The following is a 26,990-nucleotide window of genomic DNA, read 5'->3' on the forward strand; positions in this document are numbered from 1 at the left end:
TCACTCGAGCAGACTCCGGCCCAGATAGCCGTCGTCGACCACTCCCGGCAGCACGGCGAACACCGCGGACCCGATGGGTGTCGTCCATTCGTTGAGCGCATCGAATTCGTCGAGGCGCCGCTGAATCGGGAGGAACTGGGTGAGCACATCGCGCTGATAGCTCGCGAACAGCAGCCCGGAGTTCGACACCGAACCGGGAGCAGGTGGGTCGTCGTAGTTGTACGCCCGCCGGAAGATTCGCTCGCCGTCGTGAGTGTGCCGCGCCCGAGCGATGTGCGAGGACGGTGGGATGACCGGAATGCCGAATCGATCGGTCACGTCGAAATCGGCCTCGTCGAACTCGTCGGTTCCGGTCAACGGCGCACCGGTGTCGAGAGTTCGCCCCACCGACAACTCGCGGCCGGGTCGGTCCAATTCGTCCCAGGTATCCATCTCGATTCGAATGCGCCGCAACACCATCGACGTTCCGTGCTGCATCCAGGGCTGCTCGCTGCCGTCGTCCCAGACCAGACCGTCGAAGTCCGTACTTCCGGCCGCCGGATTGACCGTGCCGTCGACCTGGCCCATCAGATTGCGCATCGTGTTGCCCGATTCCTCGGTTCCCCGCGAACGGCGGAACCCGCGCTGCATCCAGGCGATCGTCACCAACGATCGAACATTCTTGGTGAGTACCCGCACTGCGTGCGCAACGGTCACAGGATCGTCCGAGCACACCTGCAGCAACAGATCTCCACCGGTGAATCCCGGTTCCAGACGGTCGATTCCGAACGCAGGAAGCGGCGCCAGCCACGTTGGGCGCCGATCCGGCAGACCGATCGCATCGAACACACCGGGGCCGAGTCCGACCGTCACCGTCAGACGCGCCGGCCGAAGTGCCAATTCCGCCTCGGTATCGGCCAGCGCGGGTGCGCCGGCAGTGAGCCGTCCGATGTCCTCGGTCCAGACCTTCAGAATCCCGATCAGCTCGTCGCGTCCGACACGATCCTGCAGATTCAGACCGACGAACGTCGAGTGTGCCTGCGGCGGAACCGTATCGATGCCCGCTTGATGCAGGCCACGCCACGGCACCGTGTCACCTCCGGTGGTCGTCTCGGCCGCATGGTTGCCGAAGACTCCGTAACCGGTCGCTGCTCCCACGCCCGCGACGCCGAGCGCGGCGACGCCTCCACCGAGGAGACGTCGCCGGCTCAGCGAGCGTGGTGACCGGTTGTCGTTGTCAGCCACCGGGTGTCGGGGCAGGGGTTGCCGACCCGTCCGTGTTCATGCCCATGGTGCCGGGCTCGTAGTTCTCCTGGGCCCCGGAGAAGTCCCTGACCTGGGCGGTGAACGTCGCAGTCGACGCATCCTCGAACTCGAGGGTGAACTCTGCGTCGGCTCCTGGCGTCAGCGGAGATGTGACGTCCATGAGCATCAGGTGGTCGCCGCCCGCGGCGAGCACGTGCGTGCCGCCCGCCGGAATGACGAAGCCGCCCTCCTTCGGACGCATCACCATCGCTCCGTCGGCCCCGGTTGCCATCTCGTGCAGTTCCATTGTGCTCGACGCCGGCGACGACGCACCGACCACGTGCACGTCGGCGTCGCCGGTGTTCTGCAATTCGGCGAACGCCGCGGTCATACCGGAGTCGGCGGCTTTGACCCATTGTTCGCGAACGACGACGGAATCGGACTCCTTCGCCGCGGCGGCCGGCTGGGTGCTCGAGCATCCGGTGAGCATCAGGCCGGTGACCGACAGCGCGGTCACCAGCGTCGAGGTGCGACGGGTGATATTCATGCGAGTTCGCTTTCATGTTGGGAAGCAGCGGATTTGGCGGCTCTGGTCCGAGCTCGACGAATCGAGCCGAGCACGACGTCGACAGCGAGGAAGGCCACCAGGCTCAGCCCGAGGAGTGGGACGAACCAGCCGACTGCGACGGCGACGACCGCCAAGACGGCGACGGAGATCGGCGAGATACGGCGAAGACCGCCGCGCAGAGGTGGCCGGCCCGCAGTGAGACCGGTTGCCTTGGTAGGCCGGCGCTTCCACCACATCATGTAGCCGCGCACGATGACCGATGCCAGCGCAACTGAAAGTGCGAGCAGGGCCAGCTGATTGGCCACACCGAACAGCGTTCCCATGTGCAGTTGAATACCCCAGGCAGCCAGCTTGGCCGCGAGCGGCCAGTCGGAGAAGTACAGGGTGTCGACAACCGTGCCGGTGCTGCCGTCGATCGAGATGGAATTGTTCGACATCAGCCAGGGCTGACGGGTTTCGGCGACGACGAACGCTGCGTCGTCCGACGCTGGGATCGACGCCTCCACGGCCCCGTCGATACCGTTGGCCTTCGCGATGTCGAGGACCGAATCGATGCGTCCGACATTGTTGTTCGTCGTCGACGCGTCGGCCGCCATGTCCATCGAATGCCCGCCGTGACCGGAATGATCGGGCGTCGCGGCGTCGGAAGAGCCGATGGTCTCGGTGATGGCGGGTGTGGTCCAGCTCAATGCCGAACGCAGCTCGGTGACGTTCTCCCCCGCGTAGGTGGACCACGTGAGTCCGGTGGCGGAGAGAAATACCAGACCGACGGCGATCCAGATGCCCGCCACACCATGCCAGTTCAAAGACCTGTTGCGGCCTTTGGATTTTCGATCGAAGGTCAGCAGCCTGGTTTTGTCGCGGTTGCGCCGGTAGCGCTCGACCCACAGGTAGAGCCCGCCGAGCGCGATCACCCACAGCCACGATGCGGCGAGTTCGCTGTAGAGCCGACCGGGCTCACCCAGGTGCAGGTGGCGGTGGAGTTCGGAAATCCAGGTGCGTAGAGGTAACGCGCCGGAGGAGCCGTACACCGTCGACTCGCCCACGGACGTCGCGGTCGAGGGATCGACGAAGACGGCCAGCCGCTTCGATTCACCGAGGGAGGGGTCGGTGAACATCACCCGGGTGGTGTCGCCGGAGTCGGTGGCCGGTCGCACTGCGGCGACGGTGAGGTCGGGTTGTTCTGCCTGCGCAGCTCGGATCTGATCCGCCACCGGTACGGCCGGGCCGGTGGGGTCGACGTGCAGGTAGTCCCGATACAGGAGTTGTTCGATGGTCGGTGCGACGGCGTACAGCCCGCCGCTGATGGTGGCGATCAGGATGAACGGTGCGACGAGGATGCCCGCATAGAAGTGCAGCCGCAGGATCAGCGGACGCCAACTGCGGGGGCTGGTCGGACGGGTGGGAGGGGAAGGATCGGCGACGCGTTCCATTTCCGGTGTGGACACGAGGACTTCTTTCGTGAAGGCATGACTGGGCGCGCGGATGTGCGCGAGGTGGCATCGCACGACGGATCGAGCCGTGCGCGGACGGCGCGAATCGACGACAGTGCGAAGTACAGGATCGAATGCGGCAACAACGCACTACCCGACGCCTGACGAGCAGGGCGGGTGTGACGGTGGGTTGTGCTCAGGCAGTTCGAGCCGGTGGCCCGCGGTTTCCGCAGCCAGAAAGGTCGAGAAGTCGCGGTGATCCCGGAATCCGGTACACCGGCAGTGGCGGGGCGATGCGCTTGTCGTCGACGACGAGGGCGGCCAGTAGTGGGAGAGCCCTGCCCAGCGAGGTCACCGCGCGTCGGATGCCGAGTTCTGCACCCCTGATGGCCAGGGCACCGACCAGGATGGCGACCACGTGGGCCGCGAACATCTGCTCGGTGATCATGGGACCGTGATGGTGACTGTCGACGACGGTGAGCAGTAGATGGCCGATCGACTGGGCCGCAGCGAGAACGACCAGCAGTCGAGTGCGCGGTGCAGCCCCCGTCGGTGCCACCGCGGTTGCGTATCCGACGGCCGAGCACACCAGCGCCAGCAGCACGATCGCCGCATCGGACGGGGCCATCCCGCCGCCGACGGTGTGCGCCCAGGCGGTGACCAGCGCCGAGAGTCCGCCCACGGAGGCACCGCGCAGAGGCGCGAATCCTTCCGTCGGCTCGGACATGGACGGGAGCTTACTACCGACTACACCGAGTAGTAGTTCGGGCACGGCAGCGACGCTTCCGTTACACCAAAGCCGGTCCAGCGGTCTTTTTACAGTTGGTTATCCTGATCATCGGTACTCGAACGATCAACGGTCGAGCCGCGAGATCGAGAGTGGTCGCACATGGCAGAGAATTCGGACGCGGCTCAGGCGAGGGTGTTCGCCGACATGCTGACCGCCGAGATCGCGGCCGCGTCGAGTCGCATCGAGGACTCCGAGCAACTCGCCCGCAAAGCCCTGCGCGTCGGCGATTCCCGCAGCCACGTGTGGCACAGCGACGAGGCGCAGACTCAGAAGCAGTCGCTCTACGAGCTGCACCGCCAGCTCGATGCGTTGCGCAACCGATTCCCCGCCGTGCACCGCCCGTAGGAACGGCCGCCGATCGAAACATTCGACGCCTTATCGACACTGATTACCGTATTGGATTAGGGTCCAGCTCCATGGCCGAAGATTCGTTCGATTCCACGGTTGCGCGCGTCCATGATGTGCACCGACGCCTCGTCGATCGCGGCACCGGATCGGGCCTTCCGACCGTCCCCGCAGCCAACGGGACATGTGTTCTGCCGTCGCCGCCGCCACTCCCACCGATGCCGCTCCGCACAGCACTGCGCGACCGCCGGTCGCACTACCGATTCGCGGACATGGACGCGCTGCGGCTCTCGACTCTTCTCCGGTCGGCAGCGGGGCCCGGTCGAACTACCGAGCGGCCGGACGGCAGGCCACACACCTTCCGGATGAATCCGACGGCAGGCGGTCTCGATTCGATCGACCTTCATCTCGTGGTCCTCCGCGGTACAGGTGAGATCGGTCCGGGGACCTACCTTTTCGATCCACATCGACACGTTCTGAGCAGAACCGGCACCGGACCGTGCGTCGACGCACTCGAATCATGCCTCGTGCAGCCACAATTCGCGCAGCGGGCACCCTTCGTCGTGATTCTCGTCGGACGCCTCGACCGAACCCTGATCAAATACAGCGAACGCCACTATCGCACCCTTCACATCGACGCCGGCATCGCCGCACAGAACCTGTATTTGGTCGCGACTGCACTCGAATCGGCGTGCTGTGCAATCTCGGGCTTCTACGACGAAGAGCTCTCGCACTTGCTCCGCCTGGACCGACTGTCCGTTCCGTTACTGGCTTTCGCGCTCGGCTGACTCGGCGAGGACGGCGAGCAACGGTAGCCGCGGCACCCCGAGCCGCAGGGCTACCGCCCCCGCAAGAGCGAGCGCGCCCGCTCCGAGCACGACGGCCGCGGTCACGCCGAACATATCGGCAACGGCGCCGCCTGCCGCAGCTCCGAAGGGAGTTCCACCCATCGCGATCATCCGCGCCGTGGTGTTCACCCGGGACTGCAGGTGGTCGGGCGTGACGGACTGACGAACCACGATGCCGTTGACGACGATCATGGTGTTGGCGGCCTGATAGACGATCAGGAGCAGTAGAGACACAGCGAGTGCGCCCGTGACGGACCACGCCAGCATCGACAGGAAGGCCACCACCAAGCCGAGGCACGTGATCACGCCGGTCCCGAGCACCCGTTGAATTCGTGCACTGACCAGACTGATGAGGAATGCTCCGAGAGCCGTTGCTGCATAAAGTGATCCGATTCTCGCATCCTCGGCGGCGAGACCGAGCTGCCGAACGCCGACGACCACCATCAGTCCCACCACCACACCGTTGGCGATGCTCACCCCGACGCCGACCGCAGTCAGTGCCCGCACCACGCGGTGCCGCCGAATGAATGCCACACCCTCGACGATCGACCTGCCGAGATCGGAACCGCCCCGAGCCGACGCGGCGCTCACGGGTATCGCGATCGTCGAGGTGACCACCGTCGCGACGAGAAAGCACAGTGCGTCGATCGCGATGGCACCCGGCGGCCCCAGCGTCGTCGCGGCGATACCACCGAGCAACGGGCCCGCGATCCCGATCACCGTCCCGACGCTGACCAGTGTGCCTGTCGCGTCCGCGATTCGATGGCGTCCCACCAAGGCCGGTACGACGCCGAAGGACGCTGCATCGAAGAAGACGAACAGCGTCGACACGGCGAACGCAACGATCATCAGGTGTGCAACGGTCACCGACGCGATCATGTGGGCCGCCGGAATACTGGCCAGAGCGAGAGCACTGCCGAGTTGAGCGGCGAGCAGGACTGCGCGCCGGTCGTACCTGTCGGCGAGAGCACCTGCGATCAGTCCGAACATCAGGTAGGGCAACGACTCCACTGCGAAGGCGACACCGGAGAGGAGCGGCGAGCCGCTCAGCTGATAGACCAGCATCGGCACGGCCACCGTGGACATCGCGTTGCCGATCCAGGCGACTGCACGCGCAAGGACGAAGCGTCGAAAGGCGGTCACAGGCTCGGAGGCGGAGCGAGCAGCAGCGTGTTCGGATCGGTCGGGTCGCAATCGGGCGCGTGCCGCCGAGCGATGTCGCGCCATCGGGGTAGCCCGAAGTAGGGAAATGCGGCCGGGGCGTTGGGAATCAAGCCAGAGGCACAGACCCGGGCCACCCTCAGTGGCGTCGACGCCACGTCCGAGGTGGTGATGTCGCAGACGACCACCTCGTGGCCCGCTACCGCGAGCGCGCTCCGGATACCGTCGGCGGTGCCGCGAGGAAGCTCGTCTATCGATACCGTCTCCGCCGGATTCGTGAAGCGGGGAAGATACGCGGCCTGAGTACGGGGGTCGAGCCACACCTGGGCTTGTGCGCCCAGGTCGCGGACGTGTTCACTGCGCGCTCCGGCGGCATCGAGGTAGCTGCGATCGACGCGGTGGTCCAGGTAGAGACCCGGCGACAGCACCCCGGCGCGCATCGACCCGAACACCCAGCCGTCTGCCTCGACCAGCCCTCGGGTGAAGACCCAACTGTGGATCGCTTCGAGAACGGCCTTGCGTGCCGTCTCGACCGGGTCCAGCTTCGCCGAGAAGCCGCCTGCGACGATTCCGAGTTCGAGATCGTGAACAACGGCCGCTACCACCGGAACTCCGAAGTACGATGGCAGCTCGAGGAGATGACACCGCAGTCGTGAATCGCCGAGGTCTGCCGTGAGTCCAGGCACCGATGCCGGATCTATACCCCGCGCAGGCAGGTTCAAGTGCCACCACAGCGACAGCGAATCTCGCTCCACGAGCTCGAGCAGTCCACGTGTGGCCGCGTCGTCGAGCCCCTGTCCGGTGGCGATGCCGGCGTAGTTCAGATGATGAATCCACGGGTCCTTCCTGCGAGATCCGCCGCGCCAGTTGAGGTACACGTACGAGGCCGGAACTGCGACACACGCCCCGTCGTCCGATGTCCCGTCGACCCAGGCGACTCGTGAGTTCTCGGTGAAACGCTCGAACGGAAAGCCTTCAGAGTTCAGCTGCCAGGGCGCGAAGAACTCGAATGTCTCGATCCCCCAATGGCGAACACCCTCGGCGCGCAGTTCTGCGGGAGTTGCGTAGCGCAGCGTGTTCGGTACGTAGTTTCCGCAGTACCGTTCCACTGCCTCGCCGATCGCCGCAATACGGGCCCCTGCGGGATCCGCGAAGGTGGTACCGAGCGACACCAAGTCGCACGGCCACTGTCCGAGCGCACGGGTATCGGCGATCTCCGCCGTCAGTCCGACGTACCGTTCCGGCATCCCGTCGAGCCTCTCGACCGGATGCAGCGCACGGATCAATCCGGTGAAGGGGTCGACCAGATCGTCTACGCGGAAGGAGACATCGCTCATACAGGCATCTCCAACTCGATGCCGCGCACGGTACGTTGCATCGGCACCGCTCGGGTTCCGTACAGATGATCGTCGTCGGTGTGCAGATCGCGGGCATATCGCGGGAAGGCGTGGGCCGAGATCATCAGTGTCAGTTCCTCTCCCTCGTGAATGTGTGTGGACAGCGGCGCGAGATGCACGACGGAGTCGAGGGACATGCCGTGAGTCAGTTGCTCCACCTCGCCGCCGCGCCGGTGGGCGACGAGTATCGCGCCCCAGTGCCGGTCGCAGTCGCCGCTGTCGACGCGCACCACGGGAGTTCCGACAACGGCTCCGGCTCGCCACGGCACCGGACGGGCAAGGCAATCCGAGCGTGTCGCCAGTCCACGAACATCGGTGCCGGGTGTACAGGAAGGGAAGGGCTGCAGAGGATCTGCGACGAAGCTGCCACCGGGCAGCTCGATCGTCGCTCGGGCAGTGGGCCACGTCTCCAGCCGCAACGGACCACCGGGGTGTCCGTACAGCTGCGCTCCGGTCCACGGCCGACCGTCGAGCGCCGCACCCAGCCATGCGCTCATGCGCTCGGCGCGACCCGACCCCCGCATCGAGTGATCCCACGGTCCGAGGGCGAGTGCCGACGGGCCACCCCACGACGACCAGAGGTCGACGGTGTCCTGGCCGAACCAGTCCGCAGTCCCACCCTGCGCCAGCAGCGGACAGTGTAGTGCTGCGGCGTGGTTCCTGCGTTCCGCATCCGACCTGCTGGCCTCCAGGACCGAGAGCCACGAGGGTATCGGGGGGCTCGACGAGCCTCCGATGTCGGACACCGGCAGCGTCTCCAGCAGATCCGCCGATGCCGAACTCTCGCGAGAGTGGGCAGCATCGCCGTGCTCGCACCACCAGCCGAGGCGCGACTGCAGGTAGAAGGCCCGGTCTCGATTTCGCGCCGTCTCCCCCATCCCCAGAGCGGGCACGACGACCGATACGCCGGCAATTCCCTCGACTTCAGCTGCAGCGAGAGCCGTTTCGGTGGCACAGTGCGCTCCGTAGGACGTGCCGTAGAGGAACAGGAAGGGGGCCTGCGACCACCACGCTTGTGCGGTGATCCACTCGATGCAGGCCAAGCCGTCGGCCCCTTCACCGTGATACGGGTGAAACGACCCGGTGGAGCCGTATCGGCCGCGCACGTCCTGGACGACGGTGGTGAATCCGCGCGCGGCCCAGCCCGCAGCCTCGGCGAGGTGAGCTTCGCTGTTGTACGGAGTGCGAATCGACAGCACGGCACGCGGACTCCGCGCCTTCACGACGAAGGTACGAAGTCCCCCGATCATGTACTCGCGCCCCGTCATCGAGGCGGTTCCGGTACAGGCAGAATCGGGTGCCGAGTCACCCGGAGCGTACGGAGGTCGATCGCCGTCACGCAATGGTCGGCCGTGGGATCGATGACCTCCGCCAGAACCTGAGCCGCCACGAATTCGGCCGCCGCGTCGGACACCGGATGGATCGACGAGATCAGACGCAGCCCGCCGGCGCGAGGGGCGTAGCCGTCCTCGATTCGTTGCCTGTTCCGACGGGAGGCGGCGCGCCGCATCGTCACATCGGTCAGCCGGACCCCTTCGGGCACAACGACGTAACGATTACCGTCACGGAAACAAGAGATCGACCCACCGGACCCCAGAAACTCGACGCCGTCGTCACTCACGGAGATCGATCGAGTCGCCGCATGCCCTGTGGACTTACCGACGCGTCCCAGCATTCCCACCAGCGCAGCCGCGACAGAGCCGCAGCCGAGCACCGCAACCTCCTCGGTCGACGAATCGGGAACGACATGGCCTGCGGTGAGTAGCGCGGACAGCGCCGTCTTCGGTTTCGCGGACACCGGTGCCACGGAGCCGGCCAAAGCTTGTGCCAGTTGGTCGAATTCGTCGCGGTCGAGCGCAAGAGCGAAGTGTTCGTCGTCGGCGGTGCGGAGCACGAATCCCGAATCGGATTCGTACAGTTCGGTTCTGGGTGCAAGTTTCATGGCGACGGCCCGGCCGGGGCCCGCACATCGTGGTGTGCAGACCCCACCGAGATCAGTCCTCGGCTTCCTCGAAGGGATTCTCGACCAGGGCGTTGCTGTGGCCCGCGGAGTGCGTCGCCAGGGATACCGGTGACTGGATCGAACGGAACAGCTCGTTGTCGTTCATGGTTCTCCTTCTTCGATGGGCAAATCGGTTGCGGTGCAACCGATCCATGGACTCGACATCGTCGAGGTGTCCAACCCTACGTCAAGTGATAATGATTTTCAATAAGGACTACAAGCTTTCGAGCTCATCGGTCACAGTGGCGAGCACCATGCGCAACGAGATCGTTCCGCGCCCTGTCGCCCATACTCCGGCGTCCACCTCGATCACCCGATCGTTGCGGGCCGCCGCCACACCCGACCACAACGGATTGCTCGCCAGCCGGTCCGAGAGAGGCTCATTGTCGGAGCCCGATGAAAACGCCTGCGCGAACACCACATCTGGATCCACCGACGCGATCTGCTCCACCGATACCGTCGCGAAGGCATCGGTTCCCGCCTGCCACGGATAGTCACTGACCTCCGCGAGAAGCGAGCCGACGGGGGTGTCGACGGAATCGACTCCGAGACTGCCCGGTTCGCCGTACATCGACAGCGTCGTGAGGCCACTCCACTTCCCCGCGGCCGCGTCGACCTCGGCGGTGAACGCCTCTGCAGCGGCGTCCGCCTCCTGCTGCCGGTCCGTCACACGGCCTATGGTGCGAAGGAATTCGACCGAATCCCGCCAGGATGTCGGGTTCACCAGGTACATCGGTGCCACTTCCTCGACGGCACCGCGCAACCCGTCCTGCACTCCCCCGAGTCCGATGACGAGGTCCGGTTCCGAGAGCGCGATGTCCTCGACGCTCTCTTCACCGAATCCGCCCGTGATCTTGCGCATGTCGGCATCCGGGCCGGCATAGCGGGGATCGGCCGCGAGTTCCTCACGGTAGGCGACGGGGGTCATGCCCACCTCCTTCAACGCGTCGACACACATGAGCGTCAGACACGCGATTCGCTCGACGGGTGCATCGAGCTCGATCACCGTCCCGCTGTCGTCGGTGACCGTGACCGCAGATGCCGCGTCGACGTCGCCCGCATCGGCAGTACCGCAGGCTGCGAGCGCGAACACCGAGAGTGCGAGTGCGCCGAACGATCGAGAAGAGCCGGACAACTTGCGCATGGGAACTCCTTTGCAGAATGATGTGTCCGAAATGATAACCATTACCGATAAAGGGGTCCACGCTGCGGGCACCTGCGCCTGCGTCGCCGTGATGGTGCTGGCCCTGTGCCTGGGTGAGCCGACTCTCGATCCGGCGCGCGCGCTGCACGCCGTGCTCGACCCGTCGAATGCCCTCCATCGGCACGTTGCGCTCGTTCGACTGCCGCGTGTGCTGTTGGGCCTGGTGAGCGGTGCGGCCCTCGGCCTGGCTGGCGCATTGATGCAGGATGTACTGCGCAACAGGATTGCCGGTCCGGAGATTCTCGGCGTGTCCTCCGGTGCAGCTGTCGCGATGACGGCCGTTGCCGTGTTTGCCATTCCGTTGCCGCTCACAGCTCTTCCCTATCTGGCATTGTGCGGCGCAGCTGTCGCCGGCATCGCGGTGATCACCACCGTCGGACCGACCAGCGACCCGCACCGAGTGGTACTGCTCGGCGCTGCGGTCAGCGCTCTCGCGTCGGGACTGGTCATCGCGCTGGTCAGCCTGGGCACCGAAGGGAACCTGCCACTGCTCTTTCGGTATCTGCTCGGCAGTCTCGGTGAGCGGGGGTGGACCCATCTCGGTGTCGCGGCACCCTGGCTCGCCGTCTTCATCCCGCTCGCTCTGCTCATGCGGCATCGGGTCGCTGCCCTTGCACTCGGCGACGATGTGGCTGCGGGACTTGGCATCTCCGTGGTACCGACCCGGTTGATCGCACTGGTGTGTGCCGCTGCGCTCACCGCCGCAGTGGCATCGGTGTGCGGTCCGGTTGCCTACGTCGCGTTGCTGTCCCCACATCTGGCTCGGTGGGCTCTGCACACGAGCAGTTCTCGGCGGGTATTTCTGCTCACGCCCGTCATCGGCGCATTCCTGCTCGCTGCCGCCGATCTGGCGTCGCGAATCATGCTGTATCCGATCGAGATTCCCGTAGGCATCACGACGACTCTTCTCGGGGTTCCGGTACTGCTGATCGCTCTGCACAGACAGGCCGCCACGCGATGAAGGCTCGTCACCTCGTGGTGATCGCGATGACGTGCGTCGCCGGCCTGGTGATACTTCACCTCGTCTCGGGGCGCAGCGAACTCGGAGCGGCCGAGGTGATCAGAGTACTGACCGGCACGTCGGAGGTACGGGCACACGAGATCATCGTCCGGAACTACCGCCTTCCACGGGTGCTCGTCGGATTGGTCGCCGGCGCACTCCTGGCACTGGCCGGCGTGTTGCTGCAAGCGGTCATGCGCAATCCCCTGGCCGAACCGTCGACCACGGGCGTGGGATCCGGTGCGGCACTGGGCGTTGTGTTGTCGATTCTGGTGCTACCTGCCTCCGGTGCCGCGCCCCTGGCGTCACTACTCGGTGCCGCAGGCGCCGGACTGGCTCTGTACCTCCTGGGCCGACGCTCCCTGGCGGTCGCGGGAATCCTGATCGGCGCTGTCCTGTCCGCGGTGACGTCACTGCTGCTCGTCGTCGATGCCCAACCGATGGGGGTGGTCCTTCGCTGGCTGATCGGCTCTCTCAATGCCAGGACTATCGACGATTGGAATCGACTGTGGCCCTGGGCAATCGTTTTGATACCGGCCGGGCTTCTATGTGCGTCACTCGCCAATGCGCTCATGCTGGGCGACGCGACGTCCACCGGCCTCGGGATTCGCCCCCACAGGACTCGAATGTTGCTGCTCGCCATCGCGGTACTGGCAACGGCAACGGCCGTCACGGCCGCGGGTGCCGTCGCGTTCGTCGGTTTGATCGCGCCTCACGCCGCGCGGGCCGCGCTCGGCGGCGACCACAGAGTATTGATTCCGGTCAGCGCGATCGGCGGTGCCGTGTTGCTGTCCTCCGCAGACCTACTCGCCTTCAGCGCGTCGATCGACATCCCAGGCAGCGGACCGGATGTATCAGGGCTTCCGGTCGGGGCCGTGACGGCACTCGTAGGCGCTCCCTATCTCATCTGGCTGATCAGAAAGGACGCCCGATGACGGGCTACGTCACCACACCGATTCTCGAGGCCGTCGACCTCGGGCTCGGGTATCGCAATCGGACGGTCTCGGAGCACCTCGACATCGCTATCGAGAAGGGAACGGTCACCGCGTTGGTCGGCCCCAACGGATCGGGCAAGTCGACGTTGCTGATGGGGCCTTGGCCAGGGTCTTGGCTCCTCGGCACGGACAGATACGGCTGGACGGCACCCCTCTTCGTGATCGGTCGTCGATCGAGACAGCCCGACGACTCGCGATCCTGCCCCAGACCGCAATCGCACCGCAGGGGCTGCGTGTCCGAGAGCTCGTCGAACAGGGTCGATACCCGAGGCTCGGTGCCCTGTCGATGCTCAGACGGCACGACGACGAGGCCATGCACACAGCGATGTCCTCGACCGGAATCCTCCACCTCGCCGACCGAACTGTCGATTCGCTCTCCGGCGGGGAGCGTCAACGTACTTGGATAGCAATGGCTTTGGCGCAGGAAACCGAAGTACTGCTACTGGACGAACCCACCACGTACCTCGACGTGCGTCATCAGATCGATGTGATGGAGCTGGTCGTCGATCTGGTCGCGAATCGGGGGAAGACCGTCGTGATGGTGCTACACGATCTCAACCAAGCAGCGCGGTATTGCGATCGAATCGTGGCCATGCGCGATGGTGTCATCGTCGCCGACGGTCATCCGCGCGACATCGTGACACCGACGCTGCTCGAAGTCGTATTCGAGATCCGCGCCCGAGTGGTGGCCGACCCGGTTGTCGGTAGGCCGATGTTCATCGCCGAGTGAGCTGCGGGTCAGAGCTTTCCCACGACGGCGATGATCAACTCGGTCAATTCATCGGTCGCGTCCTCCGGTGCGAGAGTGCCGGATACCGCCGCCTGAGAGAGCGCCTCCGCTGCACCGAAGATAGCGGTGATCGACGGTGCCGAGATACCCCCGGATCCGCTGTACGGGTCGAGAATCGACCGGCATCGTTCGGAGTACGCCCGTTCGGCCGTTCTCTTGACCTGTTCGAGTTCGGGCGAGCCCTCCAGTGCCGCCAGCACACCTGTCAGCTCACGCCCTTGCGCCAACGCGCAGCCGACGTACGAGTCGGCGATGGCCTGTGCACGTCCGTTCAACGAGTCGGGCGCGGATCGGAGCGATTCCTCGAGCATGACCGTTTGTCGGTCGTCGAATTCTGTGAACAGTGCGGCCAACAGTTCTGCACGCGAGGCGAAGTGGCTGTACACCACGGGTTTTGCGACGCCGGCATGTTCGGCGAGTCGGCCGAGCGTCAAAGCGTCGGCCCCCTCCGCTCGCACGAGAGCCCAGGAGACCGCCACCAACTGGTCGTATCGGTCGGAGCGAGACAGTCGCGTCCGGGCCATCGGGCACCTCCTTGCGCTATGTACGAATAGTAACCTACTGTTGGTACATAGCCGTTTCGCCTCGCAGAAGGAACCAGCCATGACCGCACTCGTCGTAGTCTCCCATTCCGACCCCGACTCACTGACCCACCACGTCGTCCGATCCGTGACCGACGCAATCCGCACTGCAGGTGACGCCGTCGAGACGGCCGATCTCGCCGCGGAGAACTTCGACCCACGGTTCGCCGATGGCGACCTCGATCTGTTTCGGGGAAAGGGAAACACGCCCGCGGACGTGCGGGCCGAACAGGACAGAATCGACCGCGCCGATCACCTGGTTCTGGTCTTCCCGATGTACTGGTGGTCCATGCCTGCCCTGCTCAAAGGGTGGATCGATCGCGTCTTCGTCAGCGGATGGGCCTACGATCTCACTGCCGACTACGGCATCGTCAAGAAGCTGGATCGACTCACCGTCCACCTGGTCTCCCTTGCCGGCGACGACGCCGACAGCTTCGAGCGCCACGGCGTGTACGACGCATTCCGCACGCAGATCGAACGCGGTATCGTCGAATACTGCGGTGCCACAGTGGGGTCGACGACTTTCCTGCACGAAACCGATACCAAGACCCCCGACGCTCTCGCTGCGGAGGTCGCCGAACTCGCGACCTCCCTGGCGGCCCGGATTGCCGACCGCGAGAAGGCCCTCACCCACTGAGCAGGGCCGCGCCCGGAGAGCACCACCGACGTGCGGCGCAGTGCACCGTCAGCTCCGAACGATTCGATCCCGTCGAGTGACTCGAGGTCGTTCGGCGGGATCGATGCGCCCGATGCCGTGCCAATCCCAATAGATTCGATGTCTCGAGATGAGGGGTCCGTCGAGCTCCACGATCTCGACGAGATCGAGTTTGTCGCCGTTCGCCGTCTGACGCGGGTGTTCCCAGACCAGACGGTGCCCGTCGAACGTGTAGATGCCCACGCGGTCCGGCGACGGCGATTCGTTCTCGTCGGATCGCCGTCGGGTGGTCTCCTGCAGAAAGCTGTCGAGTGCGATTCGTCCTTCGACTATTCCGGATCGCAGATCGAACAGCACCGGAACCAAGGGGCTTTCGAGAACCGCACCTGCGGCGTACAACTCGGACAGAGCGGGCGCGTCACGATCCCCGATGCGCTTGTGCCACTCACGAAAGACATAGGAGGCTTGCTCCACGGTTGCGGCCACGTCGAATCCTTCTGTGTTGCAGTATTGTCCGCGACGATTTTTCGCGGGTCGACCGAGGGGAAGCACGCCGTCTGGTGCCGGTGCCGGTCACGTTCGGCAGATGATCATGTTTCGCGAGCTGTCGACGAACGGCGCAGACGCCTGCGACACGAACCGACGAAGAGCCGCCACTGTGGCGACACACGTGGTTCCCACGACAATGTGCATATCTCGTCCCCGTCGTCGAGCAGTGCAGTTCGACAAGCATTGTGCACCAACAGAAGCCATTCGGCACCTTCCGGTCCGACGGTCCCGAACCGATATCCGAAACCCGCGAAACCACGGTTATCGCGACAATTCCGGTGCCCCCGGGCATGCGCGGCAGCGGATCCGCTGCGCGGCGACACGGCGTCCACCGAGACCGGCACCCGGAATCAAGCGCAACCACACCGACTGTTCACCTGTAGGTCGACAAAGATTCCGCGGCCGTGAGCCTGTGCCGCGAGCGGACTGGGTCGAACCGAGCGCTTCGCGAGCGCGGCGATCGACATCAGCACCGCGCCCGCACCGGCGTGATCGAGTCAGGCCGGCGTCAACCGAAAGATCGGGAACCGACGACCCTCCGCCGTCTCGACGTATTTCGCGAAGCCCTCGGACGCGTCCAAGAACTTCTGCCAGTTCGCGTCCCACTCGTCGTCGGGGAGTTCCGACACGGTCACCGCGATGGTTCGGACGGCACCGTCGCCGGGAACCTCGACGTCGATGGCGGGGTGTGCACGCAGGTTGTGCACCCACGCAGGATGTTTCGGTGAGCCGGCTGCCGAGCCCACGATCAGCCAGCTGTCGTCCTCCGGAATCGCCATGAGTGGGTTCAACCGGATCTCACCGCTCTTGGCTCCGATGGAGTGCAGCACGACGAGCGCATCACCGAACCCTGCCGTCGACACGTGTCCGCCGTTGCTCCGGAACTCGTCGATGATCATCTGGTTGAAGTCGGCCATAGGACGAGTATGCCGCCCACCACGTCGTTTCGGACCCGATCGAATGCCACGATTTCCATCGGCGCAAGACAAAGGTTAGCCTGTGCTCACACATACCTCGGTGTGTGCCGCCGTCGGGCAATCCCCGGCGGCTCGTTGCTGTCTGAACCCGAAGGACATTCCACGTGCTCAACGTTCGTCGCCGCGCAGGCACCCTCGCTGCCGCCGCCGCCCTGATCGGATCGCTCGTCGCCTGCGGAGCATCCGAGGAGGTCTCCGACGCCACCGCGGAGACCACCGACGGAGGGACGTCGTATCCGCTGACGATCGAGAACTGCGGCGAGTCGGTCACCTTCGACTCCGCCCCGCAGCGAGTGGTGTCACTCGACCAGAACTCCACCGAAATCCTTCTCTCGCTCGGTGTGCAGGATCGGATGGTGGGCACCGCGTCCTGGACCGATCCGGTCCGCGAGAACCTCGCCGACGCGAACGCCTCGGTTCCTCGACTGGCCGACAACGCCCCCACCTACGAGGTCGTGGTCGATACCGAACCCGACCTCGTCACCGCCTCGTTCGGACGCCACTTCGAGCAGGGCGGCGTCGCGCAGCGTTCGCGCTTCACCGAAACCGGTGCCGCCACGTATCTTTCCCCCACCGACTGCGACGCCGGCCGCAGTGTCAACGGAGGCAACACCCGAACGACGCCACTCACGATGGAGTCGCTATACCAGGAGATCACCGAACTCGCGGCGATTTTCGACGTCAACGAGCGCGGTGCCGAATTCGTCGAAGAACTGAAGACCCGCATGGCCGACGCCACCGCGCGAACCGCAAATGCCGATGTGTCCGTGGCCTTCTGGTTCGCGGACACCAAGAGCCCCTACGTCGCAGGCACACGCGGTTCGGCCAACCTCCTGGCCGATTCCGTCGGCACGACAAACGTGTTCACGGAGATCGACGACGACTGGTCCGCAGTCGGGTGGGAAACCGTGGTCGACAAAGACCCGACGGTGCTCGTCCTCGGGGATCTGGCCCGCAACCGTTTTCCCGGTGACCTGCTCGCCGACAAGATCGCATTCCTCGAGTCCGACCCCGTCACCAGCACGATGGCCGCCGTCCGCGACAAGCGCTACATCTCGCTGCACGGCGCGGAGATGAACCCGTCGATCCGGGCCGTAGACGGCGTCGAAAAGGTGTCGGCCGGACTGCGCGACCTGGGACTGTCGTCCTGACCGCGACCATCACCCCGCGGCGGACCGCCCAGCGATCGCACACCGACCTGTGGCGTTGGGGGTTGGCTCTGCTGGGCGGTGTCGTGCTGTGTGTGGTGTCTGTTCTCGTCGCCATCACGCTCGGGCCCGCGAACATCTCGCTGGTCAACGTTCGCGATGTGGTGCTCAACCATCTCGGCGTCACCGATGTGCCGGTGAAAGTGTCGAAGAACGCGATCGTCTGGGAGGAACGGCTCCCCCGAGCACTCGTCGCTGCGGCCAGTGGCGTCGGGCTCGGGATCTGCGGCGTCATCATGCAGTCGCTTCTGCGCAATCCGTTGGCGGATCCATTCGTGCTCGGGGTGTCCTCGGGTGCGTCGACGGGAGCCGTGGTGGTCGGCGTTCTCGGTGTCGGCGGTGCCGCACTCGGTCTGTCGGGCGGCGCGTTCATCGGTGCGCTCGTTGCGTTCGGGCTGGTGCTCTTCCTTGCCCGCATGTCCGGTAGCGGAAACGACCGCGTCATCCTCGCCGGTGTCGCGACCACTCAATTGTTCTCGGCGCTGACATCTTTCGTGATCTTCGCGTTCGCGGACTCCGACGAGACCCGCGGCGTGATGTTTTGGCTCCTCGGATCGTTCGAGGGAGTCCGATGGAACGACGTCGTGCTCTGTGTGACCGTGGCCGGTATCGGCGCAGTGGTCTGTTGCTACTACGCGTACGTGCTCGACGCATTCGCGTTCGGAAACTCGGTGGCGTCCTCGCTCGGCTTCGACGTCAAGAAGGTGCGCCTGGCACTGCTCGTCGGAACCGCCCTGATCACTGCGACACTCGTCAGCGTGGCCGGTGCCATCGGTTTCGTCGGCCTCATTCTTCCGCACGCGGCGCGACTGTTGGTGGGGCCCAACCACAGCCGCCTCGTGCCCACCACTGCCGTCATCGGCGCGATCTTCATGGTGTGGGTCGACGCCGTCTCCCGAGTCGCCTTCGCCCCGACCCCACTGCCGGTCGGCGTCGGAACAGCACTGGTCGGTGTCCCTGCCTTCATCGCAATCATGGCTCGCAAGAGAGGAATTCGATGACACTGCACGCGTCGAACGTCTCCTGGAAGCGCGGCGGCGCACTCGTGGTCGACGGAGTGACGCTGCACCCGGCACCCGGCCGAACGGTGGGCCTGTTGGGGCCCAACGGTTCCGGTAAGTCCTCGCTGCTCCACCTGCTGGCCGGGGCCGCGTCGCCCACCTCAGGCGTCGTCGAGTTGGACGGTGCCGAGCTCGGTTCGCTCAAACGCAAGCACATCGCTCGCGCCGTCGCGGTCGTCGGACAGCACGCGCACACGGACGTCGACGTGACGGTCGGCGATGTCGTGCGTCTGGGACGGATCCCCCATCGCGGGGCGTTCGGCGGTAGCGACCGCGACGACGACGCAGTGGACGACGCGCTCGCGCAGACCGGACTCACCGACAAAGCGGATCGGTTGTGGCGCACGCTCTCCGGTGGTGAGCAGCAGCGGGCGCACATTGCACGCGCACTCGCCCAGCAGCCTCGCGAGATGTTGCTGGACGAGCCGACCAACCACCTCGACATCCATCACCAGCTCGAATTGCTGGCCCTCGTCGCCCGTCTGCCGATCACCAGCATCGTCGCGCTGCACGACCTGAATCTGGCCGCGATGTTCTGCGACGAGGTGCTCGTGCTCCAGTACGGCAAGGTCGTCGCAGGTGGCGCACCTGCGGACGTGCTGACCGAAGAACTCATCGCCGAGGTGTATCGAGTGCGGGCGCGGGTGTCGGTGGACGACGAGAACGGACGGGTTCACATCCGCTTCGATGCGGCGGCCGGGTACGAGACCGTCGATGGGAAGCAGGACACCAGCGTGACAGCGGTTTCTCGCCTCTGATCGGCATCGGATTGCAGTCCCCCGGGGATTGGGTGCCACGATTCGTGGTACCCCTGAACCATGAGCGAATCCATCAGGCCTGAAGTGTCGACCACGAGCCTGCCCGCATTCGGGTTCGAGTCGACGTTGGCCGACGAGGTTCCCGGCGTCACCCTGCCGTGGCAGGGGGCCCACGCACCTGACCCTCGCGTGCTGATTCTCAACGACGGCCTGGCCCGGTCACTCGCGCTCGACCCTGCGTCGCTGCGCACTCCGGACGGGGCCGGCGTGCTGTCCGGATCCGTTTCTCCGACCGAGACCGCCACCGTGGCGATGGCGTACGCGGGTCATCAGTTCGGCAACTACCAGCCCTTGCTGGGGGACGGCCGAGCGCTGCTGCTCGGTGAGCTTCGCGACGATCAGGGCCGTCGGGTCGATCTGCATCTCAAGGGTTCCGGTGCCACGCCGTTCTCGCGCGGTGGTGACGGGCGTGCGGTGGTGGCAGCCATGCTGCGCGAGTACCTGATCAGCGAGGCGATGCATGCGCTGCACATCCCCACCACCCGCTCACTCGCCGTCGTCACGACCGGAGAACAGGTGGTGCGAGAGGGAGGTCCGCAGCCCGGCGCGGTACTGGCCAGGGTCGCGTCGAGCCATCTGCGGGTGGGCACCTTCGAGTTCGCTGCCCGACGAGAGGGACTCGCGCAGACCCTCGCGGACTACGCGATCGCCCGCCACTACCCCGACTTCGTCGAGCGAGCACCCGAGGATCGCTACCTCGCATTCTTCGAGGCCGTCGTCGATGCTCAGGCGTCCCTTGTCGCACAATGGATGTCGGTCGGATTCGTGCACGGCGTCATGAACACCGACAACACGACGATTTCCGGCGAGACCATCGACTACGGGCCGTGTGCCTTTCTGGACGCCTACGATCCCGCCACGGTGTACAGCTCCATCGACCACGGTGGCCGCTACGCCTACGGCAACCAACCCGCCGTTCTCGGGTGGAATCTGGCGAGATTCGGCGAAACACTACTGCCACTGGTGAATTCGACTCCCGATCTCGCGATCACCGCCCTGACCGCGGTCCTGGACACCTACGGGGATCGCTACCGACAGCACTACGGCGCCGCGATGGCCGCCAAACTCGGCCTGGACGAGGGTGCAGTCGATGGCGCTCTCGTCGACGATCTGCATCGGTTGCTCACGGATCACCGCGCCGACTGGACCCTGACTTTCCGCGCCCTCGCCGAGAACCTACGCGGAAACTCGGTGCCGTTCGACTCCCTCGTCCCACCCGACGCCTCCAGGAGTTGGCTCGAGAGTTGGAGGACTGCGGTTTCGGCTCGGGGACAGGACTTTTCATCCGTCGCCGACGGTATGGACCGCGTCAACCCAGCATACATTCCCCGGAACCACCTGGTCGACGCTGCGCTCCAGGCTGCGACGACCGGCGATCTCGGGCCCTTCGAGCGTCTTCTCGAGGTCGTCACATCGCCGTTCGACCGACACGATGACCGGGCGGATTACGCCCTGCCTGCTCCTGAGAACTTCAGTGCCGGTTTTCGGACCTACTGCGGAACCTGACTTCCTGCGCGCACCTGCCTGATCGTCACCGCGGCGGCTCCATGAATTCGATGGTCTCTCCATTCGGGCCCACTGCGTACATGACTCGGGTGCCCACCTTGGTGCCGCCGGCAATCGGTTGTGGAGTTCCCTGCGCCGTCCACCCGAACTCCGCTATGCGCGTCAGGGCCGCATCGATGTCGTCGACCTCGAAAGCAAGGTGGGCGAAACCCGGATCGTAGGGTCGAGACGACCCAGACTCTCCGCGAATATCGCGGTACTCCAGCAGCTCGATCGTCTGACCCGCAACGGTGACCACCGCCATCCGAACTGCCGCTCCGTGTGCTCCGGTGACCTCTCCCAGAAATTCCCCGCCCATCTCCGCCGTCCGTTCGAGGGTTGCTCCGAGACCGTCGATCCAGAATCGAAGGGCGTCATCGAGCGACCCGACAGAGAATCCGACATGGTCGGAGCGAAGAATTCTGAAGGACGTGGCGTCAGTCATGGAAACCAGTATCCCTCCGAGCATTTCCATCGAGCCGAACCGCGCTTACGAGTTACGCTTCTGTTCGGCCCGGATCAGGCCGCCACCGACGATCAGTCGCTGAATTTCGCTCGTGCCCTCGTACAGGCGCAGCAGTCGCACATCCCGATAGATGCGCTCGACCGGAACCTCACGCATGTACCCCGCACCACCGTGGATCTGGACGGCGAGATCGGCCACCTTGCCCACCATCTCGGTGCAGAAGAGTTTCACCGCGGACGGCGCGATACGCCGATCGGTCTCCTGCACCCACGCCCGCGCAGCCTCACGGACCATGGCCCGGCCCGCCATCACACCGACCTGCTGATCGGCGATCATGGCCTGCACCAGTTGGAAGTTCCCGATCGGCTCACCGCCCTGCGTGGACGCCGCGGCATACGAGACCGATTCGTCCAGCGCACGCTGCGCCTGACCGACGGCCAGCGCCGCAATATGTACACGCCCCCGCGCCAACGACGTCATCGCCGCCTTGTAGCCGATATCGATCATGAGTCGTTCCGCAGGCTCCACTCCCGCATCGCTGTTGCCGCCAACCAAGGCGTCGGCCTCGACGCGTACGTCGGTGAAGTTCACGTCGGCCGTGCCGGATCCCTGCTGCCCCATCTTCGCGTCCTTGACACCGACCTCGATTCCCGCAGCGTCGGCGGGAACCAGGAATACCGCAATACCGTTGCCGCTCAGCGGTTTCGGGTCCAGTTTCGCGAAGACGACGAACATGTTCGCGATCGGCGCATTGGTGATGTACCGCTTGCTGCCGTTGATGACCCACCCGGAGCCGTCGACCGTCGCGGTGGTCTTCAGGCCCGCCGGATTGGATCCGGCCCCGTCCTCGGTCAGCGCGAAGGAGGCAACGACGTCACCGGACGCCATGCCCGGCAACCATTTCGCCTTCTGTTCCTCGGTGCCGAATCCCACCAGCACCTGCCCGGCAATTCCGTTGTTGGTGCCGAACATCGATCGCAACGCCAGCGAGGTGTACCCGAGCTCCATCGCGAACTCGACATCCTGAATCAGATTCAGGCCCAGCCCACCCCACTCCTGCGGAAGCGCATAGCCGAACAATCCCATCTCGGCAGCCTGCGTGCGCAGATCCTCCGGGATGGCATCGGTGTTCATGATCTCGAGTTCGCGCGGGACGACACGCGACCGCACGAACTGCGAGACCTGCTTCAACACGTCGGCGAAGACGTCGTCGGGTACATCGGGATTCAGCGTGTCCATCGGACCACTATCTGTCAGAGCAACGTGATTCGTCCACTGCCGTGCGAGGGATCGAACGACTGGAGGGCCCGACGGTCGGGACTACTTCGGCCTCGTCGCGTGCGTACATCGGAGTCCTCGTGACTCTGTTGTCCATCAACGGCTTCCCAGTGCCGGGCCCTCGGTGCGTCCGACGGCCCTGCGGTGGCCGAGTGTGGGAATGTCCAGCGGCTTGGGATGCCGCGTTCCGAAGTGGTCGGACCAGGATCGGTGGGGCCGATGCGGGCGAACGCCCTGAAATGCCAGGTACGCACCGATCGCCGGCGGCACGACATGCCGATGGCCTCGGGACGGCTCGGGCAATCGATGTATCGCACGCAGGTCTTCGGTGAACACCGACAGCAGAATGCCGTCGGCGAAGCGCTTCGTCCGACCGGGGAACCATCGCTCCTGCCAATCGACGAACAATTGATCGACGATCTTGCGGGCACCGTCGGTGTGCTCGTACCGAGACTCGTAGTCGAAGGTCCAGCGCAAGAAGCGCTCTCGCGTCTGCGGAACATCGAGGCCCATGTACTCCCCGACCTGACGCCAGAAGTGAAAACGCGCTTCACGCTCGTTGTCGGTGAAGACGCTCAACCCGAGATGTTCGACGATGCGGTCCGGCTCGAAGGCCAGCGAACCCAATGTGTACAGCTTGTCGTCGTCGGTGATACCGAACCGCGAGTGGATCTGCTCCATGCGGTCGATGATCGATCGGCCGTATTCGCTGGAATGCCCGTGATGGAGCATCTCGCCGAAGAAAAGCAGCGTGTCGTCGTTGCGTCTGCGCACGTCGTGCATCATGTCGCCGGTACCGGTCCGGTACAGAATTCGCGCGATCGACGGAACCGCCACCTGTCGAGCGAATGCCACGGTGTACGCGGCATGGGCGAAAATGGCGTCGCCATAACGCACTTCGAGGCTCAGATGCGTGGCTTCCTCGTTGCCCACAACCGGGTCGAGTTCCTCGATCCGGCGACCGACCGCCCGCCCCGTCACCCACTTCCGAGACATCAGTGCCGCGTTCGTTGCCATGACTTACCTCCACGTTCCGTCATCGGCACCAAACAGGAACGGCACCGTTCTCAGTTCACCATGCAACTAGGAACGTCTTCGTGTCAATATGTCACCGGAGATTTGCGCCTCCGGTGGCAATTCCCCCCGTTCGCGCGCTGTGGGTCAGGACGAGGGGCGACTTTCCTGGCCCGCGGAGCTCATTCGCGGCGAAGGGCCGCACATCGTCGGCGCAGATCCTGCGTGACCGGTCAACGACGGGTTGCGGCGAACACGTCGACCGGGTGCGGCACCCGAAGTCTGCCGTCGGTGCCCGGCACCGAGACCGCGTCGAGATAGGCCCGCACGGTGCCGTACAACTCGGGAGTCAGCCGGGCCTGCACTGCGAAGTCGAGTACCTCGTCGCCGGCAGAGGCGAGGTCTACCAACGCGTCCAGAGTGGCCACGTCGTCCACTGCGATCCCGCCGTCGACGAAGGCTTTCTCGACGTCTGCACTGAACCACTGCCGGTGACCCTCCAGCGGCGGGGCGAGAACGCCCACCAGAGCGTTGAGCGCAGCCGACGGTGCAACGGCCACCCACAGCTCACCGCCGGGCCGCAGCAAGTCGAGAGCGCTTCGCAGCGTCGCCCCCACGTCGGCGACGTAGTACATCGAGTGCACGAACAACACGACGTCGAAAGTCTCGTCGACCGGGGCGTCGCCGAAGGACGCGACGTGCGCATCGACGCTGAGCTCGGCGTTCGTCAGCGCGGCCATCCTGGCGGTGAACAACTCCACACTCCCGGGCCAGGGGTCGATACCCACGTACCGCACCGGTTCGCCGGACAGCCGCTCCACCAGACCGGCGGCGAGCCGGACGTCGAGCGACCCGTCACCGCAGCCCACCGACAGCACCGAAATCGGTCCATCCCCCATCGCTGCCAGCCGGGCGGCGAGGTGCGCGGCGATCAGACCGCGCTGGTCGGACAGTCGCTCGAAAGCGGCGTGGTCTCGGGCGTAGGAGTCGGGCGCGAGACCGGGCAGAGGCCCGGAGTCACGCCGCAGGGCGCGTAACGCGTCGAGGAGCCCGGCTGCAGCGTCGCTCGACGGATACGGAGCTATGTTGGACACCACATCGAGTGAACCACGACGCACCCGGGAATGCGTTGCGGTTGGCTTCCCGAGAGGAGTGCCATGAGCAACGGAGACACGGCCGAGCGCAGTCTCGAGCACTGGAGCGAGGCCGGCCGCACGGGCATGGAGGCCTTCTACGCCCTGGCCACGGAGGACTACCACCAACTGGCACTGGCCGCCGACTGGCCCGCCCTGCTCGCCGAGCACAGCCGCGACGGCTGGTCGCTGCTCGACGTGGCCTGCGGCAGCGGCAAGTTCCCCACCGCTCTACGCCGCTACACCGATCTGTGGACGGTGCCCGAGCTGGCCTACGACCTGCTCGACCCGTCTGCCTTCTCGGTGGCCGAGGCTCGCGGAGCCCTCGGCACACCGTTCGTGCCTCGAGACGACCTGGTGATGACCCTGCAGGACCTGCCGGCGGATCGGACCGGGTACGACATCGTGTGGGCCACCCACGCGCTGTACGCCCTTCCGCCCACAGAATTGGATGCCGCAGCCGAACGATTCGTGGCTGCATTGGCCCCCGGCGGCCTCGGTTTGGTCGCGCAGGCCACGGCGAGCTCCCACTACCTGGCGTTCTACGACGCCTTCCGGGCAGGCGTGCGTGACGCGACCCCGTACACGACGGCCGAGCAGGTGCGCGACGCGCTGATCCGAGCCGGCGCGGATGTGCGCGACCAGCGCGTCACGTACACCACCGGGACATCCGATCGTGTTGTCGCCGAGGGCTTTCTGCAGCGCTGCGCCTTCGACGACTCCGTGTCGCTGGAGGAGATGGAGGCTGCACCGGTGCTGGGCGACTACCTCGCCTCCTGTCGCGACGAGTCGGGTTCCTACACCTTCTCGCACGAGGCGGCCCTGCTGTGGCTCTGAACGAACCTGCGGCTCCGACGAACGAACGGCTCCCCCAGCAGAATCGCGATGGCGGTATCGACCAGGACTGGGCAGGCGACGATCAGGACTGGTGGGATTGGTACGTCACTCTGGCTGCCAACGACCAGGTGCCCGCCGAGTTGGTCGACGGGCCGGGCCTGCCGGACGTCGACGCAGCGTCCGACGAGCAGGTCGAGCGTGAGCTTGCCGAGCCGTACGACCTCGACCCGGCCGCGGTCGGGTCCTTCGCCCGGGAGGCCTTCGTTCGGCTGCCCGCCGTGTTCTCCCCTGCCGTGGTACGACGCCTCGCCGAGCGCCTCGAGGAGCTACTGCGCGCCGAGCACGGCGAGAACGTTGCCGGTCGGTTCACCGCACTGGAGCAGATGTGGCTCCACGACGACCTGATGCGTGCCGTGGCACTCTCGCCCCGGATCGGCGGCCTGGCCGCGGCCTTGCTGGACGAACCGGCCGTGCGGCTCTACCACGACAACGCGCTGTCCAAGGAGCCCGGCTGTGGACGCACGCCCTGGCATCACGACGCGGAGCATTTCCCACTGCAGACCGTCCAGGCGGTCACTGCGTGGATGCCGATGTCGGCCATCCCCGGCCGAATGGGTCCGCTGTCGTTCGCGCGCGGAGCAGACGTGCTCGACGAGGTCGAAGACCTGGAGTTCGACAAGGTCGGCACGTCGTACGACGAGGCCGTCGCCCAGCGCTTCGTCGAGCGCAGCGTCGCGGTGGCATCGGAGCCATTCGAAGTGGGCGACGTGTCGTTCCACTCCGCGCTGTGCTTCCACACCGCCGGGCCGAATCGGACGACACAGCCGCGCCGAGCACTGGCCACCACCTATTTCGCCGACGGGGCTCGGGTCGTGGAATCGCCGACACTGATCAGTGGCACGTGGCGCGAGTTCCTCCCCGGTGTCGAGCCCGGCGGCCTCGCGGCCTCCGAACTGAACCCGGTGGTCGGCCGCCGAGACTGAACCGGACTGCTCGCCCGAGACCCCATGCGATGGGATCGGTCGACGCTGCCGTAGTGGCGCAACAGACCCTGGCACTACCGGCACCGATGCGACCGCTCCCTTCCGAATGAGGTGGGCTGCATCGCAGA

30 protein-coding genes and 1 pseudogene are annotated in these 26,990 nt (G+C 65.6%); 14 read left to right on the forward strand and 17 right to left on the reverse strand.

Features of this window, described 5'->3' with window-relative positions; genetic code table 11:
- From CH306_RS27825 to CH306_RS27835, 3 genes are read right to left on the reverse strand one after another with little or no spacing between them, the layout of a single operon-like run.
- Window positions 1-1,224 (reverse strand): Dyp-type peroxidase, encoded by a 1,224-nt coding sequence (locus tag CH306_RS27825; RefSeq protein WP_094648468.1) that lies wholly within the window; start codon window positions 1,222-1,224, stop codon window positions 1-3.
- Entirely contained in the window at window positions 1,217-1,771 is a 555-nt protein-coding gene (locus CH306_RS27830) for a copper chaperone PCu(A)C (RefSeq protein WP_094648469.1), read from the reverse strand. Before CH306_RS27830 ends, CH306_RS27825 begins: the two co-directional genes overlap by 8 nt.
- Window positions 1,768-3,240 carry a PepSY-associated TM helix domain-containing protein gene (locus CH306_RS27835; RefSeq protein ID WP_256981293.1) on the reverse strand — a complete coding sequence of 491 codons (1,473 nt, stop codon included), beginning with the start codon at window positions 3,238-3,240 and terminating at the stop codon, window positions 1,768-1,770. Before CH306_RS27835 ends, CH306_RS27830 begins: the two co-directional genes overlap by 4 nt.
- Before the next feature lie 21 nt (window positions 3,241-3,261).
- On the opposite strand from CH306_RS27835, the gene CH306_RS29705 reads away from it, so the two are divergent.
- Entirely contained in the window at window positions 3,262-3,390 is a 129-nt protein-coding gene (locus tag CH306_RS29705) for a hypothetical protein (RefSeq protein WP_254924171.1), read from the forward strand.
- A gap of 31 nt (window positions 3,391-3,421) precedes the next feature.
- Here the strand turns inward: CH306_RS29705 and CH306_RS27840 are convergent, their stop codons facing one another.
- Window positions 3,422-3,952, reverse strand: coding sequence for a hypothetical protein (locus tag CH306_RS27840; protein WP_094648471.1), 531 nt, complete (start codon window positions 3,950-3,952; stop codon window positions 3,422-3,424).
- A 162-nt stretch (window positions 3,953-4,114) separates the two neighbouring features.
- On the opposite strand from CH306_RS27840, the gene CH306_RS27845 reads away from it, so the two are divergent.
- On the forward strand, window positions 4,115-4,360 hold the full coding sequence (locus CH306_RS27845; RefSeq protein ID WP_045196818.1) for a hypothetical protein: 246 nt from the start codon (window positions 4,115-4,117) through the stop codon (window positions 4,358-4,360).
- A 71-nt stretch (window positions 4,361-4,431) separates the two neighbouring features.
- Window positions 4,432-5,148: a SagB family peptide dehydrogenase gene (locus CH306_RS27850; protein WP_094630376.1), complete on the forward strand. Its 717-nt coding sequence runs from the start codon at window positions 4,432-4,434 to the stop codon at window positions 5,146-5,148.
- On the opposite strand, the gene CH306_RS27855 is transcribed toward CH306_RS27850, so the two are convergent.
- From CH306_RS27855 to CH306_RS27875, 6 genes are all read right to left on the reverse strand, one after another.
- Window positions 5,125-6,351, reverse strand: a complete 1,227-nt coding sequence (locus tag CH306_RS27855; RefSeq protein ID WP_179272985.1) for an MFS transporter — start codon at window positions 6,349-6,351, stop codon at window positions 5,125-5,127. The genes CH306_RS27850 and CH306_RS27855 overlap by 24 nt on opposite strands.
- Window positions 6,348-7,706, reverse strand: a complete 1,359-nt coding sequence (locus tag CH306_RS27860) for a YcaO-like family protein (RefSeq protein ID WP_094648473.1) — start codon at window positions 7,704-7,706, stop codon at window positions 6,348-6,350. The genes CH306_RS27855 and CH306_RS27860 overlap by 4 nt, the downstream gene beginning before the upstream one ends.
- Window positions 7,703-9,034 (reverse strand): CocE/NonD family hydrolase, encoded by a 1,332-nt coding sequence (locus CH306_RS27865; protein ID WP_094648474.1) that lies wholly within the window; start codon window positions 9,032-9,034, stop codon window positions 7,703-7,705. The genes CH306_RS27860 and CH306_RS27865 overlap by 4 nt, the downstream gene beginning before the upstream one ends.
- Complete coding sequence (locus CH306_RS27870) at window positions 9,031-9,708, reverse strand: hypothetical protein (RefSeq protein WP_094648475.1); 678 nt, start codon at window positions 9,706-9,708, stop codon at window positions 9,031-9,033. Before CH306_RS27870 ends, CH306_RS27865 begins: the two co-directional genes overlap by 4 nt.
- A 52-nt stretch (window positions 9,709-9,760) precedes the next feature.
- Complete coding sequence (amiA, locus tag CH306_RS29710; RefSeq protein ID WP_254924168.1) at window positions 9,761-9,874, reverse strand: streptamidine family RiPP; 114 nt, start codon at window positions 9,872-9,874, stop codon at window positions 9,761-9,763.
- A gap of 108 nt (window positions 9,875-9,982) precedes the next feature.
- The gene (locus CH306_RS27875; protein ID WP_179272986.1) at window positions 9,983-10,912 is read right to left on the reverse strand and encodes an ABC transporter substrate-binding protein; all 930 of its coding nucleotides are present in this window, start codon (window positions 10,910-10,912) and stop codon (window positions 9,983-9,985) included.
- A gap of 31 nt (window positions 10,913-10,943) precedes the next feature.
- Between CH306_RS27875 and CH306_RS27880 the strand changes: the two genes are divergently transcribed.
- The 4 genes and pseudogenes from CH306_RS27880 (at window position 10,944) to CH306_RS27890 (ending at window position 13,697) form a co-directional block, all read left to right on the forward strand.
- Complete coding sequence (locus CH306_RS27880; protein ID WP_179272987.1) at window positions 10,944-11,933, forward strand: FecCD family ABC transporter permease; 990 nt, start codon at window positions 10,944-10,946, stop codon at window positions 11,931-11,933.
- Window positions 11,930-12,907, forward strand: a complete 978-nt coding sequence (locus tag CH306_RS27885; RefSeq protein ID WP_094648478.1) for a FecCD family ABC transporter permease — start codon at window positions 11,930-11,932, stop codon at window positions 12,905-12,907. The genes CH306_RS27880 and CH306_RS27885 overlap by 4 nt, the downstream gene beginning before the upstream one ends.
- Window positions 12,904-13,026: pseudogene (locus CH306_RS29715) on the forward strand (hypothetical protein); the annotation flags it as partial. The gene CH306_RS27885 and the pseudogene CH306_RS29715, both read left to right, overlap by 4 nt.
- Before the next feature lie 41 nt (window positions 13,027-13,067).
- Window positions 13,068-13,697, forward strand: coding sequence for an ABC transporter ATP-binding protein (locus CH306_RS27890; protein WP_256981294.1), 630 nt, complete (start codon window positions 13,068-13,070; stop codon window positions 13,695-13,697).
- A gap of 8 nt (window positions 13,698-13,705) precedes the next feature.
- Here the strand turns inward: CH306_RS27890 and CH306_RS27895 are convergent, their stop codons facing one another.
- On the reverse strand, window positions 13,706-14,281 hold the full coding sequence (locus CH306_RS27895) for a TetR/AcrR family transcriptional regulator (RefSeq protein WP_094630367.1): 576 nt from the start codon (window positions 14,279-14,281) through the stop codon (window positions 13,706-13,708).
- A gap of 79 nt (window positions 14,282-14,360) precedes the next feature.
- On the opposite strand from CH306_RS27895, the gene CH306_RS27900 reads away from it, so the two are divergent.
- On the forward strand, window positions 14,361-14,975 hold the full coding sequence (locus tag CH306_RS27900) for an NAD(P)H-dependent oxidoreductase (protein WP_094648479.1): 615 nt from the start codon (window positions 14,361-14,363) through the stop codon (window positions 14,973-14,975).
- Window positions 14,976-15,023: 48 nt separating this feature from the next.
- Here the strand turns inward: CH306_RS27900 and CH306_RS27905 are convergent, their stop codons facing one another.
- Together CH306_RS27905 and CH306_RS27910 are read right to left on the reverse strand one after the other, a co-directional pair.
- Window positions 15,024-15,479, reverse strand: a complete 456-nt coding sequence (locus tag CH306_RS27905) for a hypothetical protein (protein WP_094648480.1) — start codon at window positions 15,477-15,479, stop codon at window positions 15,024-15,026.
- A 560-nt stretch (window positions 15,480-16,039) separates the two neighbouring features.
- A complete protein-coding gene (locus CH306_RS27910) occupies window positions 16,040-16,459 on the reverse strand; it encodes a nitroreductase/quinone reductase family protein (RefSeq protein ID WP_045196834.1) in 420 nt (139 codons plus the stop codon).
- 164 nt (window positions 16,460-16,623) lie between these two features.
- On the opposite strand from CH306_RS27910, the gene CH306_RS27915 reads away from it, so the two are divergent.
- The 4 genes from CH306_RS27915 to CH306_RS27930 all read left to right on the forward strand — a co-directional run bounded on the left by CH306_RS27915 (window position 16,624) and on the right by CH306_RS27930 (window position 21,112).
- Complete coding sequence (locus CH306_RS27915) at window positions 16,624-17,670, forward strand: ABC transporter substrate-binding protein (RefSeq protein WP_094648481.1); 1,047 nt, start codon at window positions 16,624-16,626, stop codon at window positions 17,668-17,670.
- 92 nt (window positions 17,671-17,762) lie between these two features.
- Window positions 17,763-18,728: a FecCD family ABC transporter permease gene (locus CH306_RS27920; protein WP_032396341.1), complete on the forward strand. Its 966-nt coding sequence runs from the start codon at window positions 17,763-17,765 to the stop codon at window positions 18,726-18,728.
- Window positions 18,725-19,546: an ABC transporter ATP-binding protein gene (locus CH306_RS27925; RefSeq protein ID WP_094648482.1), complete on the forward strand. Its 822-nt coding sequence runs from the start codon at window positions 18,725-18,727 to the stop codon at window positions 19,544-19,546. Before CH306_RS27920 ends, CH306_RS27925 begins: the two co-directional genes overlap by 4 nt.
- Window positions 19,547-19,606: 60 nt before the next feature.
- Window positions 19,607-21,112: a protein adenylyltransferase SelO gene (locus CH306_RS27930; RefSeq protein ID WP_094648483.1), complete on the forward strand. Its 1,506-nt coding sequence runs from the start codon at window positions 19,607-19,609 to the stop codon at window positions 21,110-21,112.
- Between the two features lie 25 nt (window positions 21,113-21,137).
- On the opposite strand, the gene CH306_RS27935 is transcribed toward CH306_RS27930, so the two are convergent.
- From CH306_RS27935 to CH306_RS27950, 4 genes are all read right to left on the reverse strand, one after another.
- Window positions 21,138-21,596: a VOC family protein gene (locus CH306_RS27935; protein WP_094630451.1), complete on the reverse strand. Its 459-nt coding sequence runs from the start codon at window positions 21,594-21,596 to the stop codon at window positions 21,138-21,140.
- Window positions 21,597-21,641: 45 nt separating this feature from the next.
- A complete protein-coding gene (locus tag CH306_RS27940) occupies window positions 21,642-22,856 on the reverse strand; it encodes an acyl-CoA dehydrogenase family protein (RefSeq protein WP_094648484.1) in 1,215 nt (404 codons plus the stop codon).
- Between the two features lie 135 nt (window positions 22,857-22,991).
- A complete protein-coding gene (locus tag CH306_RS27945; protein ID WP_094648485.1) occupies window positions 22,992-23,912 on the reverse strand; it encodes an oxygenase MpaB family protein in 921 nt (306 codons plus the stop codon).
- Between the two features lie 230 nt (window positions 23,913-24,142).
- Complete coding sequence (locus tag CH306_RS27950) at window positions 24,143-25,003, reverse strand: class I SAM-dependent methyltransferase (protein ID WP_143545430.1); 861 nt, start codon at window positions 25,001-25,003, stop codon at window positions 24,143-24,145.
- A 63-nt stretch (window positions 25,004-25,066) separates the two neighbouring features.
- Here CH306_RS27950 and CH306_RS27955 point away from each other — a divergent pair, with 63 nt between their 5' ends.
- Window positions 25,067-25,879 carry a class I SAM-dependent methyltransferase gene (locus CH306_RS27955; protein ID WP_179281807.1) on the forward strand — a complete coding sequence of 271 codons (813 nt, stop codon included), beginning with the start codon at window positions 25,067-25,069 and terminating at the stop codon, window positions 25,877-25,879.
- Entirely contained in the window at window positions 25,870-26,862 is a 993-nt protein-coding gene (locus CH306_RS27960) for a phytanoyl-CoA dioxygenase family protein (protein WP_094648488.1), read from the forward strand. The genes CH306_RS27955 and CH306_RS27960 overlap by 10 nt, the downstream gene beginning before the upstream one ends.
- Window positions 26,863-26,990: the final 128 nt, after the last annotated feature.

Origin of the sequence: Rhodococcus sp. 15-725-2-2b (assembly GCF_002259075.1) — a bacterium.
In the GTDB taxonomy this organism is placed as follows: domain Bacteria; phylum Actinomycetota; class Actinomycetes; order Mycobacteriales; family Mycobacteriaceae; genus Rhodococcoides.